Annotated in this window: 1 protein-coding gene; it reads left to right on the forward strand. The window is 74.9% G+C overall.

Features of this window, described 5'->3' with window-relative positions; genetic code table 11:
- The first annotated feature begins 11 nt into the window (after nt 1–11).
- Complete coding sequence (locus C0216_RS12685; RefSeq protein ID WP_114055377.1) at nt 12–16,046, forward strand: type I polyketide synthase; 16,035 nt, start codon at nt 12–14, stop codon at nt 16,044–16,046.
- The last annotated feature ends 70 nt before the right edge of the window (nt 16,047–16,116 follow it).

The following is a 16,116-nucleotide window of genomic DNA, read 5'->3' on the forward strand; positions in this document are numbered from 1 at the left end:
GCTCCACCCCCATGTCGAACGACAGCAAGCTCGTTGACTACCTCAAGTGGGTCACCGCTGATCTGCACCAGACGCGCCAACGACTGCTGGAAGTCGAGTCGGAGAAGCAGGAGCCGATCGCGATCGTGGGTATGTCGTGCCGCCTCCCCGGCGGTGTGCGCTCGCCCGAGGACCTGTGGCGACTGGTGACGGAGGGCCGCGACGGCATCTCTCCCTTCCCCACCGACCGGGGCTGGAACCTGGAGGCCCTGTCCGGCGACGGGAACGGCAGCAGCGCCTCGGTGGAGGGCGGCTTCGTCGACGCAGCGGCCTTCGACGCGGACTTCTTCGGGATCTCCCCGCGTGAGGCGATGGCGATGGACCCCCAGCAGCGACTGCTGCTGGAGACCTCCTGGGAGGCGTTCGAACGGGCCGGGATCGACCCGGCGACCCTGCGCGGCAGCCGCACCGGCGTCTTCGTCGGCACGGCGGGCGTGGACTACGTGGGCGTGGTCATGAACTCCCTGGAGGACGTGGAGGGCCATGCGACGACTGGCCTGACGGCCAGCGTCCTCTCCGGCCGCATCTCGTACGCCTTCGGGCTGGAAGGCCCGGCGGTGACCCTCGACACCGCCTGCTCGTCCTCGCTCGTCGCACTCCACGTCGCCGCGCACGCCCTGCGCTCGGGGGAGTGCACCATGGCCCTGGCCGGCGGCGTGACCGTCCTGTCCACGCCGATGAGCTTCTCCGGCTTCAGCCGGCAGGGCGGGCTGGCGGGGGACGGGCGGTGCAAGGCGTTCGCGGATGCCGCCGACGGCACCGGCTGGTCCGAGGGGGTGGGCGTACTGGTTCTGGAGCGGCTTTCGGACGCCCGGCGCAACGGGCACGAGGTGCTGGCCGTGGTCCGTGGCTCGGCCGTGAACCAGGACGGTGCGTCGAACGGCCTGACCGCGCCGAACGGGCCGTCGCAGCAGCGGGTGATCCGTCAGGCGCTTGCGTCGGCGGGTCTGTCGCCGGCGGACGTGGATGTGGTGGAGGGGCACGGGACGGGTACGCCGCTGGGTGACCCGATCGAGGCCCAGGCGCTCCTGGCCACCTACGGCGAGAACCGTGCCGAGGGCCGGCCGCTCCTGCTCGGCTCGCTCAAGTCGAACATCGGTCATACGCAGGCCGCGGCGGGTGTGGCGGGTGTGATCAAGATGGTCATGGCGATGCGGGAGGGCGTGCTGCCGCGCACCCTGCACGTGGACAAGCCGACCACGCACGTGGACTGGTCGGCCGGTGAGGTCTCCCTGCTGACCGAACAGACGGACTGGCCGGCCACGGGCCGCCCGCGCCGGGCCGCCGTGTCGGCCTTCGGCATCAGCGGCACCAACGCCCACACGATCATCGAGCAGAGTCCGACAGCCGAAAGCGAGCCGACGGGGTCGACGGAGCCCGCCGAGCCGGCCGTGACACCGGCCGTCGCTCCGTGGGTGGTGTCGGCCAAGTCCCCGGCCGCGCTGGACGCGCAGCTCGTCCGCCTGGGCGCCGCGCCCGGAAAGTCCGCGACGGACGTCGGCTACTCCCTGGCCGCGCGACGTGCGAGCCTGACGCACCGGGCGGTGCTGGTGGACGGGGTCGAGGTTGCGCGGGGGGTGGCCGGGGACCGGTCCGTGGCTTTCCTGTTCTCGGGTCAGGGGTCGCAGCGGTTGGGGATGGGGCGGGAGTTGTATGCCCGTTTTCCGGTGTTTGCGGCGGCGTTTGACGCGGTGTGTGCGGAGTTGGATGTTCCGGTTCGGGATGTGGTGTGGGGTGGTGACGAGGCGGCGCTGAACGGGACGACGTGTGCGCAGGCGGCGTTGTTCGCGGTCGAGGTGGCGTTGTTCCGGTTGGTGGAGTCGTTGGGTGTGCGGCCGGGTTTTGTGGCCGGGCATTCGGTGGGTGAGGTGGCGGCTGCGCATGTGGCCGGGGTGTTGTCGCTGGCGGATGCGTGTGTGCTGGTGTCGGCGCGTGGTCGGCTGATGCAGGCGCTGCCCGGGGGCGGTGCGATGGTGGCGGTCCAGGCGACGGAGGAGGAAGTCGCTCCGCTGCTGGGTGAGTTTGTGTCGGTTGCCGCCGTCAACGGCCCGTCGGCTGTGGTGGTTTCGGGTGCCGAGGTCGCGGTTGAGGCCGTTCGGACCCACTTCGAGGCCCTGGGCCGCAAGACGACGCGGCTGCGGGTGTCGCATGCGTTCCACTCGCCGTTGATGGATCCGATGCTGGACGAGTTCCGTGCGGTGGTGTCCGGGCTGTCGTTCTCCGCTCCGGAGATTGCGATGGCGACGGATGCCGACCTGGTGTGTGATCCGGAGTACTGGGTGCGGCATGTGCGGGAGACGGTGCGGTTTGCCGACGTGGTGCGTTCGCTGGTGGAGCAGGGCGTCGACGCTTTTCTTGAGTTGGGTCCGGACGGGAGTCTGTGTGCGCTGGCCCAGTTGAGTGTGGAGGCCGAGGTCGCCGTCCCGGTGCTGCGCAAGGGGCGGGGTGAGGAGCGGGCGCTCGTCGACGGGCTGGCACGGCTGTACTGCGCGGGCGTGGCGGTCGACTGGGCACGTCTGTACGACGGCACGGGCGCGCGTGGCGTCGACCTGCCGACGTACGCCTTCCAGCACGAGCGCTACTGGCCGAGGCCCGCGCTGCCCGTGGGCGATGTCGCCGGCGCCGGACTCCGACCCGCCGAGCACCCGCTGCTGGGCGCTGCCGTCTTCCTGGCCGGCTCGGACGGGACGGTGCTCACGGGGCGCCTGTCCTGTGCCTCCCAGCCCTGGCTGGCGGAACACGTGGTGGACGGCCAGGTGGTCTTCCCGGCGACGGGCCTGCTGGAACTTGCCCTCCGGGCCGCCGACCAGGTCGGCTGTGGCCGCGTCCAGGAGCTGACGCACACCGAGCCGCTCGTGCTCGCCATGGACGGCGCCGTTGCCGTCCAGGTGTGGGTGGGCGCACCGGACGAGAACGGAGGCCGGCCCGTCACGCTGCACTCACGGCGCGAGCAGGACTCCGATGCCGAGTGGACCGAGCACGCCGCAGGCGTGCTGGTCACCGGTTCACCTGCCGTGGTGACGGACGCCCACGGAGCCGAGGCGGAGTTCGTGCTGTCGGGCGAGGTGGCGCGGGAGGCGGACCGTTTTGGTCTGCACCCGGCGTTGCTGGCCGAGGTGGTGCGGGCGGCCGCGGAGGACCGGGAGCTGGTGCCGGTGGCCTGGCGCGGGGTGTCGCTGCACGCGGCGGGCGCGTCGGCCGTGCGGGCGCGGATCGGGCGTACGGCTGAGGACTGCGTCTCGCTCGTGCTGGTGGACGCCGAGGGCGCACCGGTGCTGTCGGTGGCGGAGCTCCGTCTCGGAGCTCTCGCGATGCCCGTGGAGACGGTGCCGGGGCGCGACGGGCTGCTGCGCCTGGAGTGGACCCCGGCGGACCTCTCGGGAGGCTCTGCTGTCGACGACGCGGCGCTCACGGTCTTCTCCGTCGAGAGCGGTGTCTCGCCCGAGGCGGTCCACGCGGCGTGCGCCCGGGCCCTCGCCGCGGTGCAGGAGTTGCTGGCGGGGCCCGACGGTTCGCGTCTGGCGTTCGTGACGCGGGGTGCGGTGTCGGGGGCCGACCTGGCGGGCGCCGCGGTGTGGGGCCTGGTGCGGGCGGCGGAGTCCGAGAACCCGGGCCGCTTCCTCCTCGTGGACGTCGACGACGATTCCGAGCTGTCCCTCGCGCAGGTGCTTGCGGCGGGGGAGTCGCAGGTTCTCGTCCGGGGCGGTGTGGCCCATGTGGGCCGCCTCGCGCGACTGGGCCGGGATGCCGGTGTGGTGGGGTCGCCGTTGGGGGACGGGACTGTGCTGGTGACGGGTGGTACGGGTGGTCTGGGTCGTGAGGTGGCCCGGCATCTGGTGTCGGTGCACGGGGTGCGGAGTTTGCTGTTGGTGTCGCGTCGGGGGCTGGATGCTCCGGGTGCGGTGGAGTTGCGGGATGAGCTGGTTGCTTCCGGTGCGGATGTGTCGGTGGTGGCGTGTGATGTGGCGGACCGGGATGCGCTGGCGGAGGTGTTGGCCGGGGTGGGGTTGTCGGCGGTGGTTCACGCCGCCGGTGTGCTGGATGACGGTGTGGTGACGTCGCTGACGGCTGAGCGGTTGTCGGGGGTGTTGCGTCCGAAGGTGGATGCGGCCTGGCATCTGCACGAGCTGACGCAGGGCCTTGACCTGTCGGCGTTTGTGTTGTTCTCGTCGGTCTCGGGTGTGATGGGTTCGGCGGGTCAGGGCAATTACGCGGCGGCGAACGTCTTCCTGGACGCCCTGGCGGCGTATCGTCGTGGTCTGGGCCTGGCGGGGCAGTCCCTGGCGTGGGGTGCGTGGGCGCCGTCGGGCGGTATGACGGCGACACTGTCCGAGGCGGACCGGCAGCGGATCGCGGCTTCCGGTGTTCCGCCGCTCTCCGTGGAGCAGGGGCTGGCGCTCCTGGACGCGGCGATGGCCACCGACCTGCCCTACCTCGTCCCCCTCGGCCGGCTCGCCACCGGAACCGGGGCACGGCTGCGCGGCGACGTGCCCACCATGTTCCGGGGGCTGGTCCGCGGCGGGCGGCGGATGGCCGCCACCACCGCGGGCGGAGCCGCGACGGCCGTCGCGCTCGCCGCCCGGCTGTGGGAGCTGCGCGAGGCCGAACGCACCCGCACCGTCGTCGAGATGGTGCGCACGGAAGCGGCAGCCGTCCTCGGGCACGCCTCCGCACAGACCATCGGCGCGGACCGGGACTTCCACGACCTGGGACTCGACTCCCTCACCGCCCTTGAGCTCCGCAACCGCCTCACCGAGGCCACCGGCCTGCGGCTGCCCGCCACCCTCGTCTTCGACTACCCCACCCCCACCGCGCTCGCCACCCACCTCCTCGCCGAACTCCTCGACGAGAACGGCGACGTACGCCTGCCGGCCGCCGTGGCCACCGGAGCGGCCGACGACCCGATCGCGATCGTCGGCATGGCCTGCCGCCTGCCCGGCGGCATCGACTCGCCCGAGGACCTGTGGGACCTCGTCCTCGAAGGCCGGGAAGGGATCGCCGACTTCCCCACCGACCGCGGCTGGGACCTGGACACCCTCCTCGGCGCCGGCAGCGGCCCGGACGGCCGGGGCCGCAGTGCCACCGCCAAGGGCGGATTCCTCCACGGGGTCGCCGAGTTCGACGCCGGATTCTTCGGGATCTCGCCGCGCGAGGCCCTCGCCATGGACCCCCAGCAGCGGCTCCTGCTGGAAACCTCCTGGGAGGCCGTCGAGCGCGCCGCCATCGACCCGAACACCCTGCGCGGCAGCGCGACCGGCGTGTTCGTCGGCACCGGCGGCCAGGACTACCTCACCCTCGTGATGAACTCCACCGAGGACATCGAGGGCCACGCCGGCACCGGCCTCGCGGCCAGCGTCGTCTCCGGCCGCGTCTCCTACACCCTCGGCCTCGAGGGCCCGGCCGTCACCGTGGACACCGCCTGCTCCTCCTCCCTCGTGGCCATCCACCTGGCCGCCCAGTCCCTGCGCACCGGCGAGTCCTCCCTCGCCCTCGCCGGCGGCGTCACCGTGATGTCCTCCTCGCTGGGATTCCCCGGCTTCACCCGGCAGGGCGGCCTCGCCACCGACGGGCGCTGCAAGGCGTACGCGGACGCCGCCGACGGCACCGGCTGGTCCGAGGGCGTGGGCGTCCTCGTCCTGGAACGGCTCTCGGACGCCCGCCGCAACGGGCACCAGGTGCTGGCGCTGGTACGCGGCTCCGCCGTCAACCAGGACGGCGCCTCGAACGGCCTCACCGCCCCCAACGGGCCGGCCCAGCAGCGGGTCATCCGGCAGGCCCTCGCCAACGCGGGCCTGACGCCCGCCGACGTCGACGTGGTCGAGGGGCACGGCACCGGTACGACCCTCGGCGACCCCATCGAGGCGCAGGCGCTGCTGGCCACCTACGGCCGGGAGCGCGGCGAGGGCGGCCGTCCGCTCCTCCTCGGCTCGCTCAAGTCGAACATTGGGCACACCCAGGCCGCGGCCGGTGTGGCCGGTGTGATCAAGATGGTCATGGCCATGCGCCACTCGACCGCCCCGCGGACCCTGCACGTGGACGCACCCTCCACCCACGTCGACTGGTCCGCCGGAGACGTGCGGCTGCTCTCGGAGACCACGCCGTGGCCGTCCGTCGACAGGCCGCGCCGCGCCGCCGTGTCGGCGTTCGGCATCAGCGGCACCAACGCCCACACGATCATCGAGCAGGCGCCGCCGGCCGACGCGCCCGACGCGGACCCCTCCGCTCTGCCCGCGGTCGCGCCCTGGGTGGTGTCCGGCACGTCCGAGACCGCCCTCGACGCGCAGATCGACCGGCTGACCGCCCACGCCGGCGCCCTGCCCGCCCTGGACGTCGCGTACTCGCTGGCGGCGGGACGCGGCGTGTTCGAGCACCGGGCCGTCCTCGTGGACGGAGCCGAGATCGCCCGTGCGGCAGCCGCGGAGAGCCGGATCACGGCCGTGCTCTTCTCCGGACAGGGCTCCCAGCGGCTCGGCATGGGCCGCGAGCTGTACGCCCGCTTCCCGGTGTTCGCCGAGGCCTTCGATGCCGTGAGCGCGGCCCTCGACGAGCACCTCGACCGTCCCGTCCGCACGGTCGTGTGGGGTGAGGACGAGGACACGCTGAACGGCACCGCGTATGCGCAGGCGGGCTTGTTCGCCACCGAGGTGGCGCTGTACCGGCTGGTCGAATCGCTGGGTGTGGAACCCGGGTTCGTCGCCGGCCACTCTGTCGGCGAGATCGCCGCCGCTCACGTCGCAGGGGTCTTCGGCCTCGCCGACGCCTGCGCGCTCGTAGCGGCGCGCGGCCGGCTGATGCAGGCCCTCCCCGAGGGCGGAGCCATGACGGCCGTGCAGGCTACCGAGGAGGAGCTGCGGGCGCTGCTCGACACGGACACGCTGCCGGAGACGGTGTCGATCGCGGCCGTCAACGGGCCGTCCTCGGTGGTCGTCTCCGGCGCCGCCGACGCGGTCGCGCGGATCGGCGCGCACTTCGAGGCCGCGGGCCGCAAGGCCACCCGGCTGCGGGTGTCGCACGCCTTCCACTCCCCGCTGATGGACCCCATGCTGGACGGGTTCCGGGCCGTGGCGGCCCGGATCGCCTACGCCGAGCCGCAGCTGGCACTCGTGTCGAACCTGACGGGTGCGGTGGCCGGCCCGGGCCTCGTCACCACCCCCGACTACTGGGTGCGGCACGTCCGCGAGACCGTACGGTTCGCCGACGGGATCGGCGCGCTGCGCGAGGCCGGAGTCTCCGCGTTCCTGGAACTCGGCCCCGACGGCATCCTCACCGCAGCCACCCGGACCGCCCTCGGAGCCCAGGACGACGTCTGCGTCGCCGTGCCCGCGCTGCGGGCCGGGAGGCCGGAGGAGCGGGTGCTGGTCGAGGCGCTCGCCCGGCTGCACGTCAACGGTGTACGCGTCGACTGGACGCGGCTCTTCGAGGGCACCGCCGCCCGGACCGTCGACCTGCCCACCTACGCCTTCCAGCGCACCCGCCACTGGCCGCAGACCGGCTCCGCCGTCCCGACCGCCGACACCACCCGCGCCGATTCCGCCGACGCGGAGTTCTGGACGGCCGTCGAGAGCGGGGACCTGGCCGCCCTGGCCACCGACCTCCGCGTGGACGGCGACGCGCTCGGCGCCGTGCTGCCCGCCCTGTCGGACTGGCGCAGGCACCGCCGCGACCAGGCGCTGCTCGACGCCCTGCGGTTCCACGAGACGTGGCAGCCGCTGGGCGCCGTGGCGGAGGGCAGGCCCGCCGGGACCTGGCTCGTGGTCACGCCCGCCGAGGGCGCGGACGACGGCTGGACCGCCGCCGTACGGGAAGCGGCCGGCCCCGACGCCCTGCACCTCACCGTGGAAGCGGGAACGGACCGGACCTCGCTGGCCGCCACGCTGCGACGACTCACTCACCCCGCGGCGGGATTCGCGGGCGTGCTCGCGCTGCCCGCCCCGGCTCCGGCCGAGGCCGCCGCAGCGACGGCCGTGCTCTTCCAGGCCCTGGCCGACGCCGGGATCACCGCTCCCCTGTGGTGCGCGACCCGCGGCGCGGTCGCCGTCGCCCGGACCGAGGACCTGCCGTCCCCGGCCCAGGCCGGCATCTGGGGACTCGGCCGGGTCGCCGCCCTGGAACACCCGCAGCGCTGGGGCGGGCTCATCGACCTGCCCGAAACGCTCGGCGCGCGGGCCGCCCGGCGGCTCAGCGCCGTCCTGGCCGGCCTGGACGGCGAGGACCAGATCGCGGTGCGCGACTCCGCCGTGTACGTACGACGGCTGGTGCCCGCGCCCGCCGGCTCGCCGGACGCGGGCTGGCAGCCCGCCGCCGCACACGCCGACGGCACCGTGCTGGTCACCGGCGGCACCGGCGGCCGGGGCAGCCGTACCGCCCGCTGGCTCGCGGCCGCGGGCGTACGCCACCTGCTGCTCGTCGGCCGGCGCGGCCCCGCCGCTCCCGGCAGCGCCGAACTCGTCGCCGAACTGCGCGCCCTGGGCGCCGAAGCCACCGTCGTGGCCTGTGACACCGCCGACCGGGATGCCCTGGCCGCCGTACTCGCGGCCGTCCCCGCCGAGCACCCGCTCACGGCCGTGGTCCACGCGGCCGGCACCGTCGACGACGGGGTGCTGGACGACCTGACCCCGCAGCGGCTGACCGCCGTACACCGCGCCAAGGCGCTGACGGCACTCCACCTGGACGAACTGACGCAGGGCCTCGACCTGTCGGCGTTCGTGCTCTTCTCCTCCGTGGCCGGTGCCGTCGGCACCCCCGGCCGGGCGGCCGCCGCCGCCGCGAACGCCGTCCTCGACGCGCTCGCCCAGCAGCGCCACGCGCGCGGCCTGCCCGCCACCTCCCTGGCCTGGGGCGCCTGGATGGACGGCGAACCGGCCGCCGGTGAACCCGTGGAGCCCGGCACGGCCGACCGCGGCCCGGCCTCCGCCGAGGCCGGCGCGCCGGGTGCCCGCCGGACGGCGGCTCCCGCCGTGCACCCCGAGCTGGCACTCGCCGCCCTGCGGCAGGCCGTCACCCGGCCGGCCCCGACCCTGATCATGCTCGACCTGCGCCAGCCGCAGATCCTCGACACCCTCGTGGGACTGCGCGGCAACCCGCTGCTGGCCGGACTCCCGGCCGCCCGACAGGCCCTCGCCGCCGCCGAGACGGCCCGCGAGGACATCAGCTCGCAGGCACACGAACTCACCCTGCGCCTGCGGGCCCTGCCCTCCGCCGACCGCCCGACCCTCGTCACCGACCTGGTCCGCACCCACGTGGCGGCGGTCCTCGGCCACACCGGCAAGGCGGCCGTCGCCGCCGACCGCAAGTTCCGCGACCTCGGGTTCGACTCGCTCACCGCCGTCGACCTCTCCGCCCGCCTCGGCCTCGCCACCGGCGTCAAGCTGTCCGCCACGGCCGTCTACGACTACCCGACCGCCACCGCCCTCGCCCGGCACCTCCTCGGTGAACTGCTCGACGAGCAGAAACCGGACGGCACGGACGCCGCCGCGCCCCGCACCGCCGCCGACGACGACCCGATCGCCATCATCGGCATGGCCTGCCGCCTGCCCGGCGGGGTCCGCACCCCCGAGGACCTGTGGCAGCTGGTCTCCACCGGCGGAGACGGCATCGAACCCTTCCCCACCGACCGCGGCTGGGACCTGGCGGCCCTCCGCTCCGGCGACCGCGACGGACGGGGCCGCAGCGCCACCCTGGAAGCCGGATTCGTCCCCGGCGTAGCCGACTTCGACGCCGGCTTCTTCGGGATCTCGCCCCGTGAGGCGATGGCGATGGACCCCCAGCAGCGCCTGCTGCTGGAAACCTCCTGGGAGGCCGTCGAGCGGGCCGGCATCGCACCCGACACCCTGCACGGCAGCCGCACCGGCGTGTTCGTCGGCACCAGCGGCCTCGACTACGCGACGCTGATGATGAACTCCCGCGAGGACATCGGCGCCCACGCCGGCACCGGCCTCGCCTCCAGCGTGCTGTCCGGGCGCGTCTCCTACGTCCTCGGCCTCGAAGGCCCCGCCGTCACCGTCGACACCGCCTGCTCCTCCTCCCTGGTGGCCCTGCACTCGGCCGGCCAGGCGCTGAGGGCCGGCGAATGCTCGCTGGCCCTCGCCGGCGGCGTCACCGTCATGGCGACCCCCGTCGGCTTCACGGGCATGACCGTCCAGGGCGGCATCGCCGCCGACGGCCGCTGCAAGGCGTACTCGGACGCCGCCGACGGCACCAACTGGTCCGAGGGCGTCGGCATGCTCGTCCTGGAACGCCTCTCCGACGCCCGGGCCAACGGACACGAGGTCCTGGCGCTCGTACGCGGCTCCGCCGTCAACCAGGACGGCGCCTCCAACGGCATCACCGCCCCCAACGGCCCCTCCCAGCAGCGCGTCATCCGCCAGGCCCTCGCCGCGGCCGGACTGACCCCGGCCGACGTGGACGCCGTCGAGGGCCACGGCACCGGCACCGCCCTCGGCGACCCCATCGAGGCGCAGGCCCTCCTGGCCACCTACGGCCAGGGCCGCGACCCCGAGCGGCCGCTGCTGCTCGGCTCGCTGAAATCCAACATCGGGCACACCCAGGCCGCCGCCGGCGTGGCCGGCGTGATCAAGACCGTCCTCGCGCTGCGGCACGGCCTCCTGCCCAAGTCCCTCCACATCGACGAGCCCTCGACCCACGTCGACTGGACCGCCGGCGCCATCGACCTGCTCACCGAGGCCCGGCCGTGGCCCCGGACGGACCGCCCCCGGCGGGCCGGCGTGTCCTCCTTCGGCATCAGCGGCACCAACGCCCACACGATCATCGAGCAGGCCCCGTCCGGCGCGACCCCGCCCGCCGGTACCGAGGCGGACGCACCGCCCGCGGCACCGCTCGTGCGGCCCTCCGCCGTGCCGTGGCCGGTGTCCGGCGCGACCCCCGCCGCCCTGGACGAGCAGCTCGCCCGCCTCACGGCACACGCCGAGGGCCGTGACCCGCTCGACATCGGCCACTCCCTCGCCACCACCCGCAGCACCTTCGCGCACCGTGCCGTCCTCGTCGACGGCACGGAGGCCGCGCGGGGCGAGGCCGCCGCCCACACCACCGCCTTCCTCTTCTCCGGGCAGGGCGCGCAGCGCCTCGGCATGGGCCGCGAACTGTACGACCGCTTCCCGGTGTTCGCCGACGCCTTCGACGCCGTGTGCGAGGAGCTAGACCCCCGCCTGGAACGGCCGGTCCGCGAGGTCGTCTGGGGAGACGACGCCGAAGCGGCCGACCGGACGGAATACGCCCAGACCGGGCTGTTCGCCGTGGAGGTGGCCCTGTTCCGGCTGCTCACCTCCCTCGGCGTACGCCCCGACTTCGTCGCCGGCCACTCCGTCGGCGAGATCGCCGCCGCCCACGTGGCCGGGGTGCTCAGTCTCGCCGACGCGTGCACCCTGGTCGCCGCCCGGGGCCGGCTGATGCAGGCCCTGCCCGAAGGCGGCACGATGGCCGCCCTCCAGGCCACCGAGGACGAAGTCCGCCCGCTGCTCACCGCGCGGGTGGCCGTCGCCGCCGTCAACGCACCGTCCTCGGTCGTCGTCTCCGGCGCCGCGGACGCGGTGGAGGCCGTACGGGACCACATCGAGCGCATGGGCCGCAGGACCAAGCGGCTGCGGGTCTCGCACGCCTTCCACTCCCCGCTGATGGACCCGATGCTGGACGAGTTCCGGGCCGTCGTCACCGGCCTGGCCTTCGCCGAGCCGGCCGTCCCGCTCGTCTCCACCCTCACCGGCGCCCAGGCCGGAGCCGAGCAGCTCCGCGACCCCGCCTACTGGGTCCGGCACGTGCGCGAAACGGTCCGCTTCGCCGACGCCGTGCGCGCCCTGCGCGACGCCGGAGCCTCCGCCTTCCTGGAGGTCGGCCCCGACGGCACCCTCGCCGCCCTGGCCCCCCAGAGCCTCGACGAGGACACCGGCCACTGCGTCTGCGTGTCCAGCCTGCGCGCCGACCAGCCCGAGGAGAGCGCCCTGGTCACCGCCCTGGCCCGGCTGTACGTCAGCGGCGTGGCAGTCGACTGGCCGCGGATCTTCGACGGCACCGGCGCCCACACCACCGCCCTGCCCACGTACGCCTTCCGGCACGACCGGTACTGGCCGCGCCCCGCACCCCTGTCCGGGGACGTCACCTCGGCGGGCCTCGTCCCCGCCGCACACCCGCTGCTCGGCGCCGCCGTCCCGCTCGCCGGATCCGACGGCGCGCTGTTCACCAGCAGGCTCTCCCTCCGCGTCCACCCGTGGCTGCTCGACCACCGCACCGGCGGCGCCGCCCGCTTCCCGGCCACCGCCTTCCTCGAGCTCGCCGTCCAGGCGGGCGACCAGGTCGGCTGCGGACACCTCAAGGAGTTCACCGTCACCGCACCGCTGCCGCTCGACGGCGGCACCGAACCGGTCATCCAGGTCTGGGTCGGCGCGCCCGACGAGGACAGCGGGGACCGTTCCGTCGCCTGCTACGCGCGCCCCGGCGACGCGGCCCCCGAAGAACCCTGGACCCGGCACGCCGCCGGCACCCTGACCGCCCAGCCCTTCACCCCGCCGCAGGCCCCGCTGGTCTGGCCGCCCGCGGGCGCCGCGGCCGTCGACCTCGACGGCTTCTACGGCGACGGCGCACCCGGACCCGTCTTCCAGGGCCTGCACGCCGCCTGGCTGCACGGCGAGGAGGTGTTCGCCGAGGTACGGCTGGCCGGCGAGACCGCCGACGACGCCCGCTGGTTCGGCCTGCACCCCGCCCTGTCCGCGGCGGCCCTGCACGGCGCCGCCCTGCTCGGCCTCGGCGACGAGGACCGGCTGCCGCAGCCCCGGGCCTGGCAGGGACTCACCCTGCACGCAGGCGGCGCCTCCGTGCTGCGCGTCCGCCTGACCCGCTCCGGTGAGGACACGGTCGCCGTCGGCGCCTACGACGCCGAGGGCGCCCCCGTCCTGTCCGCCGAGTCGGTCACCCTGTCCGCGGCCGCCGAAGCCGGCACCGGCACCGCCCGCGCCACCGACCGCGAACCGCTGTTCCACATCGAGTGGATCCCGGCCGACACGGACGGCGCGGACACCGCAGCACCGGACGCCCGCGCCCTCGGCGCCGACGACCCGTACGGCCTCGGCTCCCGCACCGCCACCCTCGCCGAACTCGCCGCGCCCGGCGCCAACGTCCCGGACCTGGCCGTCGTACGCCTGCCCGAGTGCACCGGCGGCGACGTGCCCGCGGCCGTACACGCCCTGACCGGACAGGTCCTGGCCCTGGTGCGGGAGTGGCTGGACGGGGAGCGGTTCGCCGCCTCCCGGCTCGTCTTCGTCACCCGCCGGGCCGTCCGCGCCACCGACGGCGACACCGTCACCGACCTCACGGGAGGCGCCGCCTGGGGCCTGGTGCGCTCGGCGAACTCCGAGCACCCCGACCGGTTCGTCCTCCTCGACACCGAACGGGACACCGACGTCACCGACGCCCTCCCCCTGCTCGCCGGCCCGCTCGCCGCGGGCGAGGCCCAGTTCGCCGTACGCGACGGGGTGCTGCGCGTCGGCAGGCTCGCCCGGCTGGCCACCGCCCCGAGCCTGCTGCCGCCCGCCGGACAGGCATGGCGGCTGGCCCCGGCCGACGGCGGCGCGGCCGGCGACCTGCGGCTGGAGCCCTGCCCCGACGCGGCACGGCAGCTCGCCGACGACGAGGTACGCGTCGCCGTCGCGGCCGCCGGACTCACCGGCGAAACCGCCGACGGCCCCGCCGCCCGGATCGCCGGCACCGTCAGCGCCACCGGCCCCGGCGTGCACGGTCTGCGGGTAGGCGACCGGGTGACGAGCCTGCGGGCGGTGCCCGCCGGACCCGTCGCCGTCCTGGAGGAGAGCGGGCTCGCCCCCGTCCCCCACGGCCGGACGTGGGAACAGGCCGCCGCCGCCCCCGCCGCCCCCGCCGCCTCGTACGACATCCGGCACGCCCGGGCGGCCCTGCGCGCCCGCACCCCGGAGGGCGGGCCCCTGGACGGCACGGTGCTCACCATGCCGCCCGTGTGGAACCCCGAGGGAACCGTCCTGGTCACCGGTGGCACCGGCGCGCTCGGCCGGCACCTCGCCCGCAGGCTCGCCGCCCGCGGCGTCCGGCACCTGCTCCTCACCAGCCGGCGCGGCCCCGCCGCACCCGGCGCCGCCGAACTGGCCGCCGAACTGGAGAGCCTCGGCGTAGACGTCACCGTCGCCGCCTGCGACACCGCCGACCGGGAGGCCGCCGCCGCCCTGATCGCGGCCGTCCCGGCTGCGCACCCGCTCACCGCCGTGATCCACACGGCCGGTGTGCTCGACGACGGCGTCATCACCTCGCTGACGCCCGCACGGCTGTCGGACGTCCTGCGCCCCAAGGTCGACGCGGCCTGGCACCTGCACGAGCTGACCCAAGGGCTCGACCTGGCCGCCTTCGTGACGTTCTCGTCCATCGCCGGCGTCATGGGCAGCCCCGGCCAGGGCAACTACGCGGCCGCGAACTCCTTCCTCGACACCCTCGCCGACCACCGTGCCGCGCTCGGACTGCCCGGCACCTCGCTGGCCTGGGGCCCCTGGGTCCAGGACGACGGCATGACCAGCGAGCTCAGCGACACCGACATGCGGCGCATGCAGTCCGGCGGCATGCCCCCGCTCTCCATCGACCAGGGCCTCGCCCTGTTCGAGGCCGCCCTCGGCTCCGCCGAACCGCTCGTCATCCCGATCGGGCTGACCGGTGCCGGCATGCGCCCGCAGGGCGAGGTCCCCCCGCTGTTCCGCGGCCTGGTGCGCACCACCCGGCGCACCGCAGCCAACAGCGCGGGCGGCAAGGACGCCGCCGCCGACCTCGCCCGCCGGCTCCTCGCGCTCGGCGAGAAGGACCGCCTGCGGTACCTCACCGATCTGGTGCGGACCGAAGCCGCGACCGTGCTCGGCCACGCCTCCGCCGACGCCGTCGAGGCCGACCGGGACTTCTACGAGCTGGGCTTCGACTCGCTGACCGCCGTCGAACTGCGCAACAAGCTCGCCGCCTGCACGGGAATGCGGCTGTCCGCGACAGTCGTCTTCGACAACAAGACGCCCGCGGACCTGGCGGGCTGGCTGCGCGGCGAACTCGCCCAGCAGGCCAGGGCCGAGGACGGCACCGGCGCCACCCTGGCCCTGCCCTCCGGCGAGGCAGACCCCGGCTCCCTGGAGAACCTGTTCACCAGCGCCCTCGCCGACGGCAAGGCGGCCGAGGCCCAGCGCATGCTCGTCGCCGTGGCCGCGCTCCGCCCCAGCTTCGAGGCATCGGCCGAACTGGAGGACCTGCCCTACGCGTCCACCCTCGCCGAGGGCCCGGCCGCCCCCAAGCTGATCTGCATCAGCGCGCCCACCGCCAACGCGGGCGTCCACCAGTACGCCCGGCTCGCCGCTCACTTCCGCGGCAAGCGGGAGGTGGCGGCGCTGCCCCTGGTCGGGTTCGAGACCGGGGAACGGCTGCCCGCCACCCCGGAGGTCGCCACCCGGGTGATCGCCGAGAGCGCCCTGCGGGCGGCCGAGGGCAAGCCGTTCGCCCTCGTCGGCCACTCCTCCGGCGGCTCCTTCGCCTACGCGGCGGCCGGACTGCTGGAACACACCTGGGGCATCCGGCCCGCCGCCGTGGTGCTGCTGGACACGTACAGCTTCCAGCACAAGGACGACGAAGGCATCGACTACCAGGGCATGATGCGGCTCAACTTCGGCGCCACCGGCCCGCAGGCCCGTGCGGACGAGGGCCCCGTCGTCCGGCTCAGCAGCGCCCGGCTGTCGGCCATGGGCCGCTGGATGGTCCTCCTCAGCCGGCTCCAGGTGCAGCACACCAGCGCCCCCGTGCTCCTGGTGAAGTGCGCCAAGCAGCTGTTCGGAGCCGATGACCGGCCGATCGAACAGCAGCCTTCGGCCGAGCGCGCCCCCCTCGTCGCGGGAGCGCACGAGCGGCCCGTGGACGCCGACCACCTGTCGGTGATCCGGGAGGACTCGGCGCAGACCGCACAGATCATGGAGGAGTGGCTCACCGCGCACGCGCGCACCGGCCGCGGCTGACACGGGCCGACCTCCCCGGACCGGCGCACCGGACACCCCTCCCCGGGGCGTCCGGTGCGCCGCCGTGTCC

The sequence above is a fragment of the Streptomyces globosus genome (assembly GCF_003325375.1).
In the GTDB taxonomy this organism is placed as follows: domain Bacteria; phylum Actinomycetota; class Actinomycetes; order Streptomycetales; family Streptomycetaceae; genus Streptomyces; species Streptomyces globosus_A.